The organism is Psychrobacter sp. ASPA161_6, assembly GCF_051970285.1.
Lineage (GTDB): Bacteria > Pseudomonadota > Gammaproteobacteria > Pseudomonadales > Moraxellaceae > Psychrobacter > Psychrobacter glaciei.
The window spans coordinates 524,346-539,489 of sequence record NZ_JBEFNJ010000001.1 but is presented as its reverse complement, the minus strand read 5'-3'; the positions used below and the strand labels follow the sequence as shown (position 1 = coordinate 539,489).

Genomic DNA, 15,144 nt, shown 5'->3' with positions numbered 1-15,144 from the left:
TGTCGTCATGGTTTAAGTTGTAAAAATAAAAGTTATATCGTTATGTGATTACAAGTCGTTGTGTGACTAAAATTTGTTATATGGCTAAAAATCGTTATGTACTTATCAATTGTTCTTTAATAAATTATTTGAGCGCAGCGTTTTAATAAACGTGCTGCACCATCTTTATGCATCAAAGCCACGTTGCGTCATTTTTATCAAACGATCACGTAATGACTGTTTATCTACTATGTCAATGCCGGAAAAATCTGAGAGCCAAATCCCATCAGCGACCAAACGTGCCATACATAAGGTCTCGGTATTATCAGTTGGCTCATGCTTTTTCAATTGCTGATTTGACCACTCAGCCCATAATTCGCGCAGCTCACTATCGCCTAGCATCAATACATACAGCGTTGCTTGGCTATGAAATTCTGCCTGTCCCTTTTCGCCTAGGCTAATCGTGGCATCGATATAAGCGCGGGTAAAAGAGCCATAACGCACGGGGTCTTTAGCCATTGCTGTATCTACTTCTGCCTCAAACTTCGCCATCGCGTCATGAAACACTTCCAAAATAAGCGCGTTTTTAGTGGCGAAATGATGCATAACGCCACCTTTAGTTACCCCAACAGCATCAGCGACTGCTTGAAAGGTCACTTTAGACAACCCTTGCTCTAGCGTTATTCGTGCTGCCTGATCGAGCAGCGCCCGACGCACAACTTCTGGCTGTTTTTTACGTTTGTAAGCGTTTTCCACTTCCATATCAATGCACCACAGAATTAGAGAATAAGTTCATCACCATCACACCACCCACAATCATAGCGATACCAACTGCTGCTGCTGTATCGAGGCTTTGCTTAAAAAACACCAAGCCCACGAGTGATGTCAGTACGATTCCGAGTCCGCCCCACAGCGCGTAGGCAATACCAAGCGGTATGGTTTTAAGGGTCTGCGTCAACAAGTAAAACGAGATGACATAAAGCAAACCCATAATGAGCGTCGGTACCAAACGCGTAAACTGCTCTGACTTCATCAAGAAGGTGGTGCCGATCACTTCACAAATGATGGCAATGGCTAAATATCCATAAGCAATAGTGGTAGGACTCATATTTAGAACATCCATAACAATTTATGGCACATAGCAGCAAAGCACCGTATACAAAAGAAACCATACGGTCGGTATTCTATAGAAATAAACCAGCAATGTGAAGGTAATTTTACAATTTTATATTTCTAGGCGATGTGCAAATTCTCTTAGTATTCAAAAAGATAGGCAATTCATCTAATCAAATATGATTGCAAAGACTGATAACTAACACTGATGAGTGCTTATTTTAATGATGAATGAATACAGCTAAAACCTTCTGTAAAGGCCTATCAATTAAGGCTTTTCCTAGTTATTTAATCCTAGTCACCTAATCTAGTCACTCAATAAAGATTTCAGATATAGGGGTTCACCAAAACAGCCCGTTCAATAAGGGATTACGGGTTATTTTTGATAAGTTACGACAATATTTATTATTAATGTCATAATAAGGTTGACAGCCTCGAACGACTTGGCTAAAATGTGCCCCACATAACGCAAACAAGATAAGTAATCGCTTTGATATAAAGCATGAACAATCTGCTGTTATGACCATCTATTCTCCAATAGCTCAGTTGGTAGAGCAACGGACTGTTAATCCGTGTGTCCCTGGTTCGAGCCCAGGTTGGAGAGCCATATACTAAAAACCTTCATCATAATTTGATGGAGGTTTTTTTATTGTTACCCCTTTTATATTTACTTCTAATAATATTAGCACAGCTGCGGTGTTCTTTTAGACATTTTTGTTGTATGGTAAGGTTAGTCTTGATTGGGTTTGTTTTTGTTTGAGTGCTTTGCTCCTACTCACTAAAAGTAATGGTTTATTATGATACCTGTACGTATAAAAAATAAGTTTTCTGATCATCCGCAAAAAATCATGCGGCCAGTCAGCATTCGTCTGTCTGAAGAAATGATTTCGCTACTAGAAGCGACTTCGTCTGAATTAGGTTTCAAACGTATTCAAGGTCTTATACGCTTGTATATTCGCCAAGGTCTCGATCGTGACCATCAGGATTACACCCTAGCCCATGATGAAGTATTTATCGAAACCCTCCGTAAGCGCGGTGTGAGCCAACATATCATCGATGAGGCTATTGTGGTAACGCACAATAACAATATTTCTCATCCTTTGTCTGAGCTACAGAATAACGATTAGTAGCACTGCTATTAAGTGCCACTATAAGAGTACATGTAAAAAGTCATCGATCGGTCATATAAAACCTCATAATGATTTTTATTAAAAAAGACCAAGTTTGCTACAGCGAACTTGGTCTTTTTTTGTCTGTTATAAAGATTAAAGCATTATTGATATTTTTTAAATCCTCTTCTCGTTATGTGCTTTCCTTTCGTACTTAAAGTCACTCGTCTTTTTTAGCGCTGTATTAAATTTGCTACCGTATTTAGCCATAATTAAACACAAGCTGTCATTAAACGAGGTATATTAATAAAATAATCGCGACTATTTATTGGGTTTCAACATAATAAAGATTTACAAGGAGGTGTACGATGACGAGCTTACATCAGCGTTTCAACAAAACTTTGTTTTCAACCATGACGGTAGCAATGCTAGTAATTGCGACTGGCTGCTCATCGCCGCAGACTGACCCAAGTAAAACAACCATACCGACAGATTCAGACCAATGGCAAAAGAAATTGGGGCAAACTTTTGAGCAATTATCCCAGCCCGATCAACAAGTACTTAGCCGATATATGCTGCGAATGAAGCTCAGTGACGCATACGAATCTGGTGCGATGCCGCGTACCACCATCAAGCAAGCCCTTGTGCAACAGCGTGAATATGAACGCTTGCACCCAAACAACCCTACCGGTAAAAAAAGCCCTATTGTCAGCAGTCAGCCAACTTATAGTGCCAATGCACAGAATTACCCTGTCGCTCTATTACCAGTCAAAGCCAGTGATAGCGACAGCTTAAATCAAGTAAAACTACAGTTTATGCTATCAAACCACGGTCAGGTCGCTATTCAAAGCTTTAAAGGGACGCTAATCATGCAAGATGCGAAGCTGACGAAAGGCAAAAGATTCAATGTGCCCTCGACACAGTTTGATCCTCCCATTCAACCAGAGCAGTCTGGCAAAATTATCATTGAGAGTAGCATAGAAGACATCAACGTCATGCGAGCCATAAAAAACACCAAGGACATGACTATTATGATTAGCGAAGGTGTTTTAACGTTAGAGGATGGACAAACAGTGGAGTTTGATGAGTCGCTAATGAAATAAAGGATGTCGTTGCAAGTGAGCATAATCGTGATTACATGGCAAATGGGTAACCAATTTCGCTACAGCATTGAGGACAGGCAAGGCAATTATGATAATGTGCCGACAAGTTACCAGGACAAAAAGACGGCCAGACGCAAGACGGTCGATACTAATAGCACAAAGACTAAGACAAAAAATTCAAAGGCACGTACAAGAGTAAAGAAGCGGCAACGGCCGTGCACATGCTGAGTCGAAACGTATTAAAGATCAACAAGCCAAGTTCAGTATTAATCCAGCTTACGCCTATCTTGCTGTGACGACAAAAAGCCCCGTAACATTACAGGGCTTCAAGGCAGATATTGATGCACTCAGATGGACGGTGGATAAAACGGTACATACTTATAGCAAGTATGGTGGATTGACAACGCGGCTGGATTTAGTGGCAAAAATACATTAGTCCTCTCCGTACCATGATGAGGTATCAATTTCCATCTCCTCTAAGTCAAATGTAATTTGGCTAAAATCGTTCATATTGATTTTAAATTCTTGTGAAAAAGGATAACACATAGGGATATTACACAAGTCGTCTTTAGGACCATACTCTTGATCAACACTTACGTTACCATACACTTTCATATAGATATAGTTATCATCTATATTCAAGAACTCAATATCTTCTATCTCATACTCATCAATAAAAACACGTTCTGCTAAAATATCTATACTTCCCGGTATACACCCGACAAGGTTAGTCTTGTAAATCTCATCTTCGAACAAATAAGGAATATCGGATTCAATTTCATTGATAAGAGATAAAGCTTCTATAGCTGCTGACAAAATGCGTTCCATGTCTGCAGTCATTTCGTCAGAATTTTTAGAAAAATAACCTTTATTGATATGTGTATATTTACTTAATTTATCTATTTCTTTTACATACTTTTTAACAGTATTATCAACTATAAGGGTAGTTTTCTCTATATATTCATCTGGGATTTTCTTTTGAATAACATATTTGACACGTTCTCTTCTTGTTACTCGATCTAAACCTTTTTCTCTATCTTGGCTCTGATACCAATCTGACCTCACAACTTCGTCATCAGGAGCTTTTCTTTCAAGAATATTACGTAAAAGTTCTCTTATTGAGCATGCGAACTGTTGGAATTTCAATATATTATTATTAGAGTTATAGCTTTCTAAAATAGAATCATAAAATTCTTTTTCAAAATCAGTTTCTAGAAGACTCTTAAATTCCTCAACAACATCTAACTCTTCAATACTTTCTGATTTCATATTTTATATATCCTTATTTATAGTATTAATAGATTAAGAGCTTCATCTTCTAACTAAAAAACTATAGCACTTTTAGATGTGGACCTCAGTATAACGATATTAAGTCATAATTGATAACACTTGCTTTAGAGCGCCGATATAAGGCATTGCACGAATAAATCGGATACGTATCGTGGTGTGTATTTCAGCCTCAAGCATCTTACATTAGACCAAAAAAAGCCCTGCTATTTAGCAGGGCTTCTTAGCTCAACAATACTGGAAAACTTTTATTTATAGTACATTACAAAGCATTCATAACGATATAACACAAATAACCAGCCCATAGCCCAGTACACTAACCTCAAATTACAGACATTAAAAAGCCTGCACAAGGCAGGCTTAGTAAGATTTTTAGCAATTTCTGCTATTATCTCGAATTTGGAGGAGACGGAGAGATTCGAACTCTCGAAGGGCTACAAACCCTTGTCGGTTTTCAAGACCGGTGCATTCAACCACTCTGCCACGTCTCCATTGGTGGATCATTATAACGATATAAAATAAAAATGCAACAAAAAAAGCCGCAATCATTAATAATAATTGCGGCTTTCGAATTTGGAGGAGACGGAGAGATTCGAACTCTCGAAGGGCTACAAACCCTTGTCGGTTTTCAAGACCGGTGCATTCAACCACTCTGCCACGTCTCCATTGGTGCAATATTATAGCGATATAACATGAGAATGCAAGCAATTAATTGAACGAATTTAAATTATTTTGATGCTATCATTGATTCAGTTTAAAAGAGAGTTAAGGCAACTGAGTGCAGAGGTATAAGTCATACTTCAAACGAGGTTAACGCTGTCACTCTTTTATATAGGATTGACGATAGGTTTTTTATGAGATGCCAGATGTAAGCACATATCTAACAGCCTATTAGCATAGCCCCATTCGTTGTCGTACCATGCAAAAACCTTGTATTGCCCGCCCACTTGCATCAGCTGTTGTCCATCAATAATCAGCGATTCAGTTTGATGGATAAAATCACTGGATACCAGTGGTTCTTCGGTATAAGCCATGATGTCATGCAAATGTGCCTGACTGGCCGATTTGAGTACCTCACGAATCGATTCAATACTGACATCTGGTGTATCAAACACAAAAGTGACATCGATCGCCGCCACATCGATGGTTGGCACGCGTATCGAATGTCCATTTATCTTGCCTACCATCGCTGGTAGCACCCGCTCTGTCGCAGCGATACTGCTAGAGGTGGTGGGAATGATGTTGTAGCCGGACGCGCGCGCCCGTCTTGGGTCACGGTGCGCCTGATCTAGTACGGTCTGATCAGCGGTGACCGCATGAATCTCTGTCATCATGGCAGACGTCACGCCAAACGCCTTATCAAGGGTGTCAATGAGCGGCACCAATGCCTGCGTGGTACAAGAGACGCTCGATATAATCGGTAGCTCAAGCGTTAATGCCTCCGTATTCACACCCATAACGATACAGGCATCCACATCATCGAATGGCGCGGCACCGATAATCACTTGCTGCGCGCCAGCGTCGATATGTAGCGTTGCTTGCTCATAAGAGCGAAAGTGTCCAGTACATTCTAGCACCACATCGACACCCAGCGCCTGCCAAGGTAGGTTTTGTGGATCAGGCTCTGATAGCATATTGATGCAGTAAGTCAGATTGTTCTTGGTAAGACAAAGCTGGGTCTTGCTAGCGTCATCTGCACCACTCTCTACAAGCTCAGCATTGACGCCCAGTCTACTGAGGCGACCGTGCGTGCTGTCAAATTTTAACAAATGCAGCAGGATATCCGCTGGCGCTAAATCATTAATCGCCACCACATGAATGGCACGGCCTAACACTTCAAAGCGCTCTAGCAAGGCGCGAAGTACATTGCGCCCTATACGTCCAAACCCATTGATAGCAACCCTCAGTGGCTGCGCGTGCTCACCAGTGGTACGATAGCTCGCTGCTATCGGGTCAGAGGTCAATTGATAAGTGGCGCTAGAAAAATCAGGCATAACAAGTTATCGCTATTTTATAAAGGGCGGTAGGATCGGCGCGCTGTCACCTTGAACGTACTTTGATTTGATGGCTGCTGCCTATCAAAGCTTAATAGACGTTATGGCGTGATAAAAATCAGCGCTAAGCGAATGGTGTTGTAGTCGATACTTTGTTTAAGATGATCAAATATCGGACGCAGTTTGATACTACCATCATCATTAAAGTCGTTTGGATTATTGGCGACTTTAATGGCGACATAGGCATTACCAACGGCTGTCATCACTTCATCCTCTGGGCGCAGATGGTCGCAGGCGAGGCTTGGATCTTGTGCCTTTAGATCGCCAATATGACGCATGATGGTTGATTGTGACAGCTGACGCGCTTGCGAGATTTCTGCAATGGTCAAGCTCTCTTCTAACAGCACTCTGGTCGCAAGTAAGGTGCTGTCTGACTTATCAGAGACCTGATTGCCAAGCTTCTGTTTTTTATCGAGCTTCGCATGCTGTTGTTCGCGGCGCTTTTTTTGTAGAGTGGCATAGGCATCAATCACCGACTTACTCAGTGTACCACCTGACTTCAAGGTGAATTTTTCATGTGCCTGCTGCATGCTCTCTTCATCTAGCATCGCATAATTGGCATCGGCTTCGTCAGACAGTACCAAAAACCGCTTATCTGCCCCACGTGCCAACGGATCAAGTTGCAAGCTCATGTCATTCATACCCAGCAGTTGCAAGCCAGACAGCGATTTGAGTCGTGACAGTGCCACATAGCCCTGCCCAAGCTCAAAGGTACGTGATAAGTCAATTTCAGCCGCATCGAGGGTCATGCCTTGCGATTTGTGAATCGTAATCGCCCATGCTAGACAGAGCGGTACTTGCTCATAGCTTGCCAGCACATCACCAGTTTCATCTTCGATCATCCATTCTTCAGGCTCGGCGATGACTTCACGGCCTGAGTTAAGCCTAACCACCGGCATTTTTTGCGTGGTTGGTTTTTTGGTTTTTGGTTTTTCTTTATCTTTTTTGGCAGCACTCTTTTTACCTTTAGCGGTATTTTCGACAGCATCTTCATTAGCATTGTCTTCATTAGTATCGTCACTACTATCATCTTCGATTAACGCCTCACTGCTGTCCTTGCTCTCATCGATTTTAACAGCAGCAAAACCAATCAGCTCACCCATCGTACCGTTAGAGACGCCAAGCTCGGCATTGTTTTTGATAAACATCACCTTTGCGCCCACTTTGAGAATCAGCTCATCTTGGGTACGTACCGTCTTTTTTAGAGTCTCAACCAGCTTACTATCGCCTGTCGCAGTCGCCTCAAAGCGCATCATCTCTCCATCTAGCGCGGCAAGCTCTTTGTCATTGATTTTATTGACGTTGAGATTGTGTGTATAGAGACGAGTGCGCTTGATATCGACGCTTTGATCATAGGTGGCTTCTAACGCAGCAATCGCCTCAAAAGTCACTTCCTGACGACGGATTTGGTTAAGAATATCGTCTAAATCAAGCCCGCCATTTGCCGCGTCGCTGACCTGCCGATGCTGCTCAGACAAGTAGCAGATGTGGAACTTAGCATCGAGCCAAGCTTCCGACATAAAAGCAAACTTTTCACGATTGCTCTCACCTTTACTACCAATCGGCGGTAACTGAAAAAAGTCGCCTGCCACCACTACCTGAATACCACCAAACGCTTTGTCATTTTTGCGTACATGTTTGAGTACTTGGCTGACCAAATTGATCTGCTTGGCGTGCAGCATCGATATCTCATCGATGACCAATACCGCAGTATCTTTTAAGCGGTCTGCTAAAAATTGCTTACGCGCTAAATTGCTCAAGTCGCGATCAGACAACTCATCTTTGATACCAATGCCCGACCAACTATGAATCGTCGTACCATTCATGTGCGTTGCGGCAATGCCCGTACTCGCGGTGACGGCAACCGGCACACGTCGCGCACGAAGATAGTCGATGTACTGGTTGAGAGTATAGGTTTTACCTGAACCTGCTGAGCCAGTCAAAAAGACGTTTTGACCTGTTTTTAGGATATCAAGAGCAGAAGATTGACGCATAGATCCAAACCAATTAAATGAATAGTAATAAGAAGAAAAGCATAAAAAATAAAGTATAGAAAAAGAAAGCTGCCACGTCTAGGTAAAGAACCCTAGCAAGCCGAGATAGCAAGCCAAAATAGACGGCAACAATTATAACAGCTGCATTCGCTTTGCGAACCACTTTAACCGTTACATATCACATAACTTAAAGTTATGTGATACAAAATATATCATTATAAAAAGTCATTATCGTTCCGCACCAAAGCTCAGTACGATAGGGTGATAACTTGTTCAGGAAGACCAAGTATTTATCTTCATGTGACTATACGCTTCACCTGACTATACTTTAAGTAACCCTATTTTAAATAGCCATAATACACAACAAGGAGTGGTTAATGTTATACGCTTATCCCAATACTGAAAACAGTCCCGTCCAGTTCCGCGAAAAATACGACAACTTTATCAATGGTGAGTGGGTAGCCCCCATCGATGGCGAATACTTTGATAACTCAAGTCCAATCGATGGTAAAACCTTCTGTCAGATCGCACGCTCTAAAGAAGCAGATGTTGAAGCTGCCCTAGATGCCGCTCATGCAGCAAAAGACGCATGGGGCAAAACCAGCGTCACTGAACGCTCTAATATGTTGCTCAAACTTGCCGATGGTATCGAAGCCAATTTAGAGGCAATCGCTATCGCTGAGAGCTATGAAAACGGCAAACCCGTACGTGAAACCCTCGCCGCAGATATTCCAATCGCCATTGACCACTTGCGTTACTTCGCTGGTGTGATTCGCGCACAAGAAGGCGGCATTAGCCAAATTGATGAAGATACCGTTGCCTATCATTTTCATGAGCCACTTGGCGTCGTCGGTCAAATCATCCCGTGGAACTTCCCTATTCTAATGGCGATTTGGAAAATTGCGCCTGCACTTGCAGCGGGTAACTGCGTCGTCCTAAAGCCTGCCGAGCAAACCCCTGCTTCTGTCTTATTTATGCTTGACATAATAGGCGCGGCGGACATTCTGCCTAAAGGCGTACTGAACGTCATTAATGGCTTTGGTGTAGAAGCTGGTAAACCAATTGCTTCTAATCCACGTATCGATAAAGTGTCCTTTACGGGTGAGACCACCACTGGTCGCTTAATCATGCAATACGCCAGTGAAAATATCATTCCAGTAACGCTAGAGCTGGGCGGTAAAAGTCCAAACATCTTCTTTGCCGATATCATGGACGAAGACGATGACTTCCTAGACAAAGCCGTCGAAGGTTTGGTGATGTTTGCGCTGAACCAAGGCGAGGTTTGTACTTGCCCATCACGCGCACTCGTACACGAAAGCATCTATGATGAATTTATGAAACGCTGTATCGCCCGCGTTAAAGCCATCAAAATGGGCAACCCGCTTGATACCGATACCATGATTGGTGCTCAAGCCAGCTCAGATCAGCTAGAAAAAATCCTATCTTATCTTGATATCGGTAAAAAAGAAGGTGCCAAAGTCTTAGTCGGTGGCGAACTTGCCAAACATGATGGCGATATGGCAAACGGTTATTATGTGCAGCCAACCATCTTTGAAGGCACCAATGACATGCGCGTGTTCCAAGAAGAAATCTTTGGTCCTGTGCTTGCTGTTACTACCTTTAAAGATGATGAAGAAGCGATGGCGCTGGCCAATGATACCTTATATGGCCTAGGTGCTGGTGTCTGGACACGTAACGGCACTCGTGCATATCGTTTCGGTCGTGGCATCAAAGCCGGTCGCGTTTGGACGAACTGCTATCACCTCTATCCTGCGCATTCAGCGTTTGGCGGTTATAAGCAGTCTGGTATTGGTCGTGAAAACCATCTAATGATGCTCGATCATTATCAGCAGACCAAAAACATGCTGGTTTCATACAGTCCTAAAGCGATGGGTTTCTTTTAAATCAGTCTTTGGTCGTTTTCTAAATAAATCAATGCAATCTGTCGCAAGGTAGGTTGCATTTTTGCTTTAATAAAGTCTCGATAAGAATGAAAAGTGTCGATAAGAATTAAAAGTATCGATAAGAATGAGCTATTCATAAGTTACAAGGAGTTAGTTATGAAAGTCACGGCGACAGAATCCTGCAAAGCATTAATTGAATTGCTGAAATCTAAGCATGGCGAGCTGATGTTCCATCAATCGGGTGGCTGCTGTGATGGCAGCTCGCCCATGTGCTACCCATTGGGTGAATTTAAAGTGGGCGGGCAAGACGTCCTCGTCAGTGATCTGGTTGGTTGTCCATTTTATATGGGCAAAGCGCAATATAACCTATGGCAACATACCGATCTGACCATTGATGTTGTGAACGGACGCGGTGCCAGCTTTTCGCTAGAAATACCTGAAGGTAAACGCTTTATCGTACGCTCAGAAGTCTGTGCGGTATAAGGGCGTTTGGTACAAAATCAGACAGCGTAAACTCTAAACGATGAGCTTAATATCCTTAAGCCAGTCTGTTCTATAGTGCTCACGCAAATAGATACCGCAGAGTCATTTTTATTTTATTATTTCAGCAAAATAATAGATATTGTAAAGCGTACCCTACTTTAATGTGCGCGTTTTAATTAGCATGGATGCTATAAGGAATATAAAATGGAATTTGACAAAAATTTTGATTACGTCATCGTTGGTGGCGGTTCAGCAGGCTGTGTGCTCGCCAGCCGTCTCACAGAAAACCCAGATATCAGTGTTTGCTTATTAGAGTACGGTGGTGACGGCAAAGACTTGGCAGTTCGTGTCCCTGCTGGACTGATTTTAATGGTACCGGGCAAGCCACTAAAATTAAACAATTGGTGCTTTCACACTACCCCTCAAGAACACCTTAATAACCGACGCGGCTTTCAACCGCGCGGTCAATGTTTGGGTGGCTCCTCCGCTATCAATGCCATGATTTATACCCGTGGCAGTGCGCTTGATTATGAACGCTGGGTCGAGCAAGGTTGCACAGGCTGGGGTTTTGATGATGTACTGCCCTACTTTATTAAAGCAGAAAACAATATCCATGGTAGCGACGAGCTGCATGGTGATAGTGGACCACTTCATGTCAGCGATTTACTAAGTCCACGCGATATCTCGAAAGCCTTTGTAGAAGCTGCCATTGCCAATGGTTTAGATCAAAATGATGACTTTAACGGCAAAAAACAAGACGGTGCAGGTCTCTATCAAGTCACCCATTTCCACGGAGAAAAACAAGGGCAACGCTGCTCTGCCGCAGCCGCCTATCTACATCCCGTCCAAAATCGCCCGAACTTAACGGTCATTACTCATGCGCAAGCCAACCGTGTCATTATTAAAGACAATCAAGCCGTCGGGGTGGCGTACGAAAAAGACGGTGTCGAGCATAGTGTGATGGCGCACCAAGAGGTCATACTATCAGGCGGTGCCTTTGGCTCCCCTAAAGTCTTGATGCTATCGGGCATTGGTCCTGCTGAACATTTGCAGTCGCATGGCATCGAGGTATTGGTAGATGCACCCGACGTTGGCGGTAACTTACAAGATCATTTAGACGTCGTTTTTGATTACGAGGTCAATACGACTGATGTCATCGGTCTTGGTATGGCGACTATTTCAACCTTGACCAAAAGCATTCGTCAATGGCGAAAAGATGGTACAGGTCTGTTATCTACCAATTATGCAGAAGCAGGCGCGTTCTTTAGTGTCGGTGACGACCCAAAAGAATGGCCAAATACTCAGCTGCATTTTGTCATCTCTCGCGTAATTGAACACGGACGTGATCTTAGACGTGGTTTTGCCGTTTCTTGTCATACCTGTTATCTACGCCCTGAAAGCCGCGGTACCGTCAGGCTTGACTCTGCCAATCCCTCAGACGCGGTATTGATTGATCCAAACTATCTCTCTGACCCCAAAGATGTAGAGTATATGGTGGCAGGCGCTGAGCGTACGCGAGCCATTATGCAAGAGTCGCCAATGGCCAAATATATTACCGAAGACTACCCTGCCCCTTATATCGAAAAAGACGGCATGCTTGGCTATATTCGCAACAAGTCGGACACTATCTACCATCCGGTGGGCACTTGCCGCATGGGCTCAGATGAGAGCTCAGTGGTTGACTTAGAGTTAAAGGTACGCGGTGTGCGTGGATTACGCGTGATTGATGCCTCAGTGATGCCAACGCTGATTAGCGCCAACACCAATGCACCAACGATTATGATTGCTGAGAAAATGGCCGATCTTATCAAAGCCAAACATGAAAATGTTGAGCAAGCTATTTCATAAGATACAGATTCATAAAATACAGAAGGATGAGCACCTTATGATGGGTGCTCTTTTTTAAAAATCGTATCTACTAAAAACTTTATATTCAAAAAAATGAGAATAAGCCGATTGTATAAAAATCTGGCTCATGTTTTTTCGTCGCTATTTTTAGGACTTATTTAGGCCATTCTATATTAGGGTCTGTTGAATATTCAAATACAGACCCTAGCAATCTATCTTCTAGCTTTAGAATACCGAAAAAATCGACAAGCTGCGTTAGATTGCTACATTCAGTGGTTATTAGTGTATTAGGGCTAGGGCGTGTCCTCATTTTAAAAATGAGGACACGCCCTAATACATTCGGAAATAAAGATATTAAAACGGTACGTTTTCTATCAAAATTATCTTAGAGATGGCTTGCGTTACCACTGTTTAAAAGAGTATATTTAAACGACTTATTTATATTGGTATTTTTTGCAATCTGAATTCAGGTGAATACAACCTCATTCATTTTTTATTTTGTATACTGAAAATATTATATAAATACTATTCTAAAGGGAATTAGAAGCTCGTCAGTTATATTTATGGTTCGAAAGCGAAACTATAAATATATTGGCGGCTATTTATCATTACATAGGATGTAATAATGCAGAACTCACTCTTCAAACTTACGATGTTGACGACGCTTGCCTTGGGTATTAGTGCCTGTAGTGGAGACAACAAAACCACCGATGACTCTGCTGCCAGCTCAGATGCCAAAGCAGCTAAAACATTGCTCTATTGCTCAGAAGGTAGCCCCGCTGGTTTCGATCCGGCACAGTATACGTCAGGCACTGATTTTGATGCGAGCGCCTTCCCCATCTACAACGGCTTAGTAGAATTCAAAAGAGCGGGTACCGAAATTCAACCAGGACTGGCTGAAAGCTGGGATGTCAGCGAAGATGGTAAGACGTACACCTTTAATCTGCGCAAAGGCGTCAAATTTGGTAAGACGGATTACTTTACTGCCACTCGAGATTTTAATGCAGATGACATTCTCTTCACGCTAGAACGCATAACCAACCCAGACTTTGACTTTAACAAGGCCTATCCTGCTGAATTCCCATATTCTGTCGGCATGGGACTGCCTGATATCATCTCCAATATCGAAAAGGTTGATGATTATACTGTCAAAATTACGCTCAACGAGACCAATGCACCGTTTTTACAGAACCTAGCGATGCCCTTTGCTTATATCAACTCTGCTGAATACGCCAACAAACTAATGGCTGATGGCAATGCGGCTGATATTAATACCAAGCCAGTGGGTACTGGACCTTTCGTCTTTACTTCCTATCAAAAAGATGCGCAAATTCGTTATACCAAGAATCCAGATTATTGGAACAAAGACGACATCCATATCGACAATCTGGTCTTTGTTATCACCAAAGATTCAGCGGTTCGTGCTCAAAAAGTGCAAGCGGGCGAGTGTCATGTATCTGCTTATCCAAAACCTGCCGAGATTGAATCTGTCAAAAAATCAGGCAAAGCCACGGTCCTTGATCAGCCTGGCTTCAACGTCGGCTACGTCGGCTACAACGTAGAAAAACCTAAGCTGAGTGATCTGAAAGTCCGTCAAGCACTAGATATGGCCATCAATAAAGACGCTATTATCAATGCGGTCTATCAGAGCGAAGGTCTCAAAGCGACCAATCCTATGCCGCCAACGCAGTGGGGCTACGACAAATCCCTCAAAGATGCGCCTTATGACGTTGAAAAAGCAAAAGCCCTTATCAAAGAAGCGGGTGCAGACAATCTCGCTATCAATCTATGGTATATGCCAGTTCAACGACCTTACAACCCTAATGCCAAACTTATGGCTGAAATGCTCCAAGCAGATTGGGCTAAGATTGGTGTTGATACCAATCTTGTGACTTACGAGTGGGGTGAGTATCTAAAGCGCGCTGCTAAAGGTGAGCCCGATGTCATTCTAGCCGGTTGGACTGGTGACAATGGTGATCCTGACAATTGGCTTGGTTCATTATTGTCTTGTGACGCTGTCGGCGGAAACAACTATTCGCGCTGGTGTAATAAAGACTTTGATAATTTAGTGACCAATGCCCGTCAGATCAACAATCAAGACGAACGCATCAGTGAGTATGAACAAGCTCAGCAGATATTCAAAGAGCAGCTACCTTGGACGACGATGGCGCATTCAGTCGTGACGGTATTCACCGCACCAAACGTAGTTGATTATAAGATTAGCCCGCTTGGCTCAATACGTTTCGATGGTGTGAAAGTCGAATAATCTT

General features: G+C 42.8%; 11 protein-coding genes and 3 tRNA genes. 7 read left to right on the top strand and 7 right to left on the bottom strand.

Annotated features, from left to right (window positions below; genetic code table 11):
- Positions 1-165: 165 nt before the first annotated feature.
- A complete protein-coding gene (locus ACTQ9T_RS02290) occupies positions 166-741 on the bottom strand; it encodes a TetR/AcrR family transcriptional regulator (RefSeq protein ID WP_189580347.1) in 576 nt (191 codons plus the stop codon).
- Between the two features lies 1 nt (position 742).
- Positions 743-1,087 (bottom strand): DMT family transporter, encoded by a 345-nt coding sequence (locus tag ACTQ9T_RS02285; protein WP_010196452.1) that lies wholly within the window; start codon positions 1,085-1,087, stop codon positions 743-745.
- Positions 1,088-1,623: 536 nt separating this feature from the next.
- On the opposite strand from ACTQ9T_RS02285, the gene ACTQ9T_RS02280 reads away from it, so the two are divergent.
- The 3 genes from ACTQ9T_RS02280 (at position 1,624) to ACTQ9T_RS02270 (ending at position 3,304) form a co-directional block, all read left to right on the top strand.
- Positions 1,624-1,699 (top strand) — tRNA-Asn (locus ACTQ9T_RS02280).
- 190 nt (positions 1,700-1,889) lie between these two features.
- Positions 1,890-2,219, top strand: coding sequence for a CopG family transcriptional regulator (locus ACTQ9T_RS02275; protein ID WP_189580346.1), 330 nt, complete (start codon positions 1,890-1,892; stop codon positions 2,217-2,219).
- A 350-nt stretch (positions 2,220-2,569) separates the two neighbouring features.
- Positions 2,570-3,304: a hypothetical protein gene (locus ACTQ9T_RS02270; protein ID WP_440463949.1), complete on the top strand. Its 735-nt coding sequence runs from the start codon at positions 2,570-2,572 to the stop codon at positions 3,302-3,304.
- A 432-nt stretch (positions 3,305-3,736) separates the two neighbouring features.
- Here the strand turns inward: ACTQ9T_RS02270 and ACTQ9T_RS02265 are convergent, their stop codons facing one another.
- The 5 genes from ACTQ9T_RS02265 to ACTQ9T_RS02245 form a co-directional block, all read right to left on the bottom strand.
- Positions 3,737-4,573 (bottom strand): hypothetical protein, encoded by an 837-nt coding sequence (locus ACTQ9T_RS02265; RefSeq protein WP_440463948.1) that lies wholly within the window; start codon positions 4,571-4,573, stop codon positions 3,737-3,739.
- A gap of 418 nt (positions 4,574-4,991) precedes the next feature.
- Positions 4,992-5,082 (bottom strand) — tRNA-Ser (locus ACTQ9T_RS02260).
- A gap of 83 nt (positions 5,083-5,165) precedes the next feature.
- Positions 5,166-5,256: transfer RNA gene (locus tag ACTQ9T_RS02255), tRNA-Ser, on the bottom strand.
- Between the two features lie 162 nt (positions 5,257-5,418).
- A complete protein-coding gene (locus ACTQ9T_RS02250) occupies positions 5,419-6,585 on the bottom strand; it encodes a type I glyceraldehyde-3-phosphate dehydrogenase (protein ID WP_240215368.1) in 1,167 nt (388 codons plus the stop codon).
- A gap of 101 nt (positions 6,586-6,686) precedes the next feature.
- Entirely contained in the window at positions 6,687-8,639 is a 1,953-nt protein-coding gene (locus ACTQ9T_RS02245) for an AAA family ATPase (protein ID WP_194619099.1), read from the bottom strand.
- Positions 8,640-9,016: 377 nt separating this feature from the next.
- Between ACTQ9T_RS02245 and exaC the strand changes: the two genes are divergently transcribed.
- The 4 genes from exaC (at position 9,017) to ACTQ9T_RS02225 (ending at position 15,140) form a co-directional block, all read left to right on the top strand.
- On the top strand, positions 9,017-10,543 hold the full coding sequence (gene exaC / locus ACTQ9T_RS02240; RefSeq protein WP_210540193.1) for an acetaldehyde dehydrogenase ExaC: 1,527 nt from the start codon (positions 9,017-9,019) through the stop codon (positions 10,541-10,543).
- Positions 10,544-10,699: 156 nt separating this feature from the next.
- The gene (locus tag ACTQ9T_RS02235) at positions 10,700-11,026 is read left to right on the top strand and encodes a DUF779 domain-containing protein (protein ID WP_440463947.1); all 327 of its coding nucleotides are present in this window, start codon (positions 10,700-10,702) and stop codon (positions 11,024-11,026) included.
- 204 nt (positions 11,027-11,230) lie between these two features.
- On the top strand, positions 11,231-12,874 hold the full coding sequence (locus ACTQ9T_RS02230; RefSeq protein ID WP_440463946.1) for a GMC family oxidoreductase: 1,644 nt from the start codon (positions 11,231-11,233) through the stop codon (positions 12,872-12,874).
- Positions 12,875-13,499: 625 nt separating this feature from the next.
- Positions 13,500-15,140 carry an ABC transporter substrate-binding protein gene (locus ACTQ9T_RS02225; protein WP_440463945.1) on the top strand — a complete coding sequence of 547 codons (1,641 nt, stop codon included), beginning with the start codon at positions 13,500-13,502 and terminating at the stop codon, positions 15,138-15,140.
- Positions 15,141-15,144: the final 4 nt, after the last annotated feature.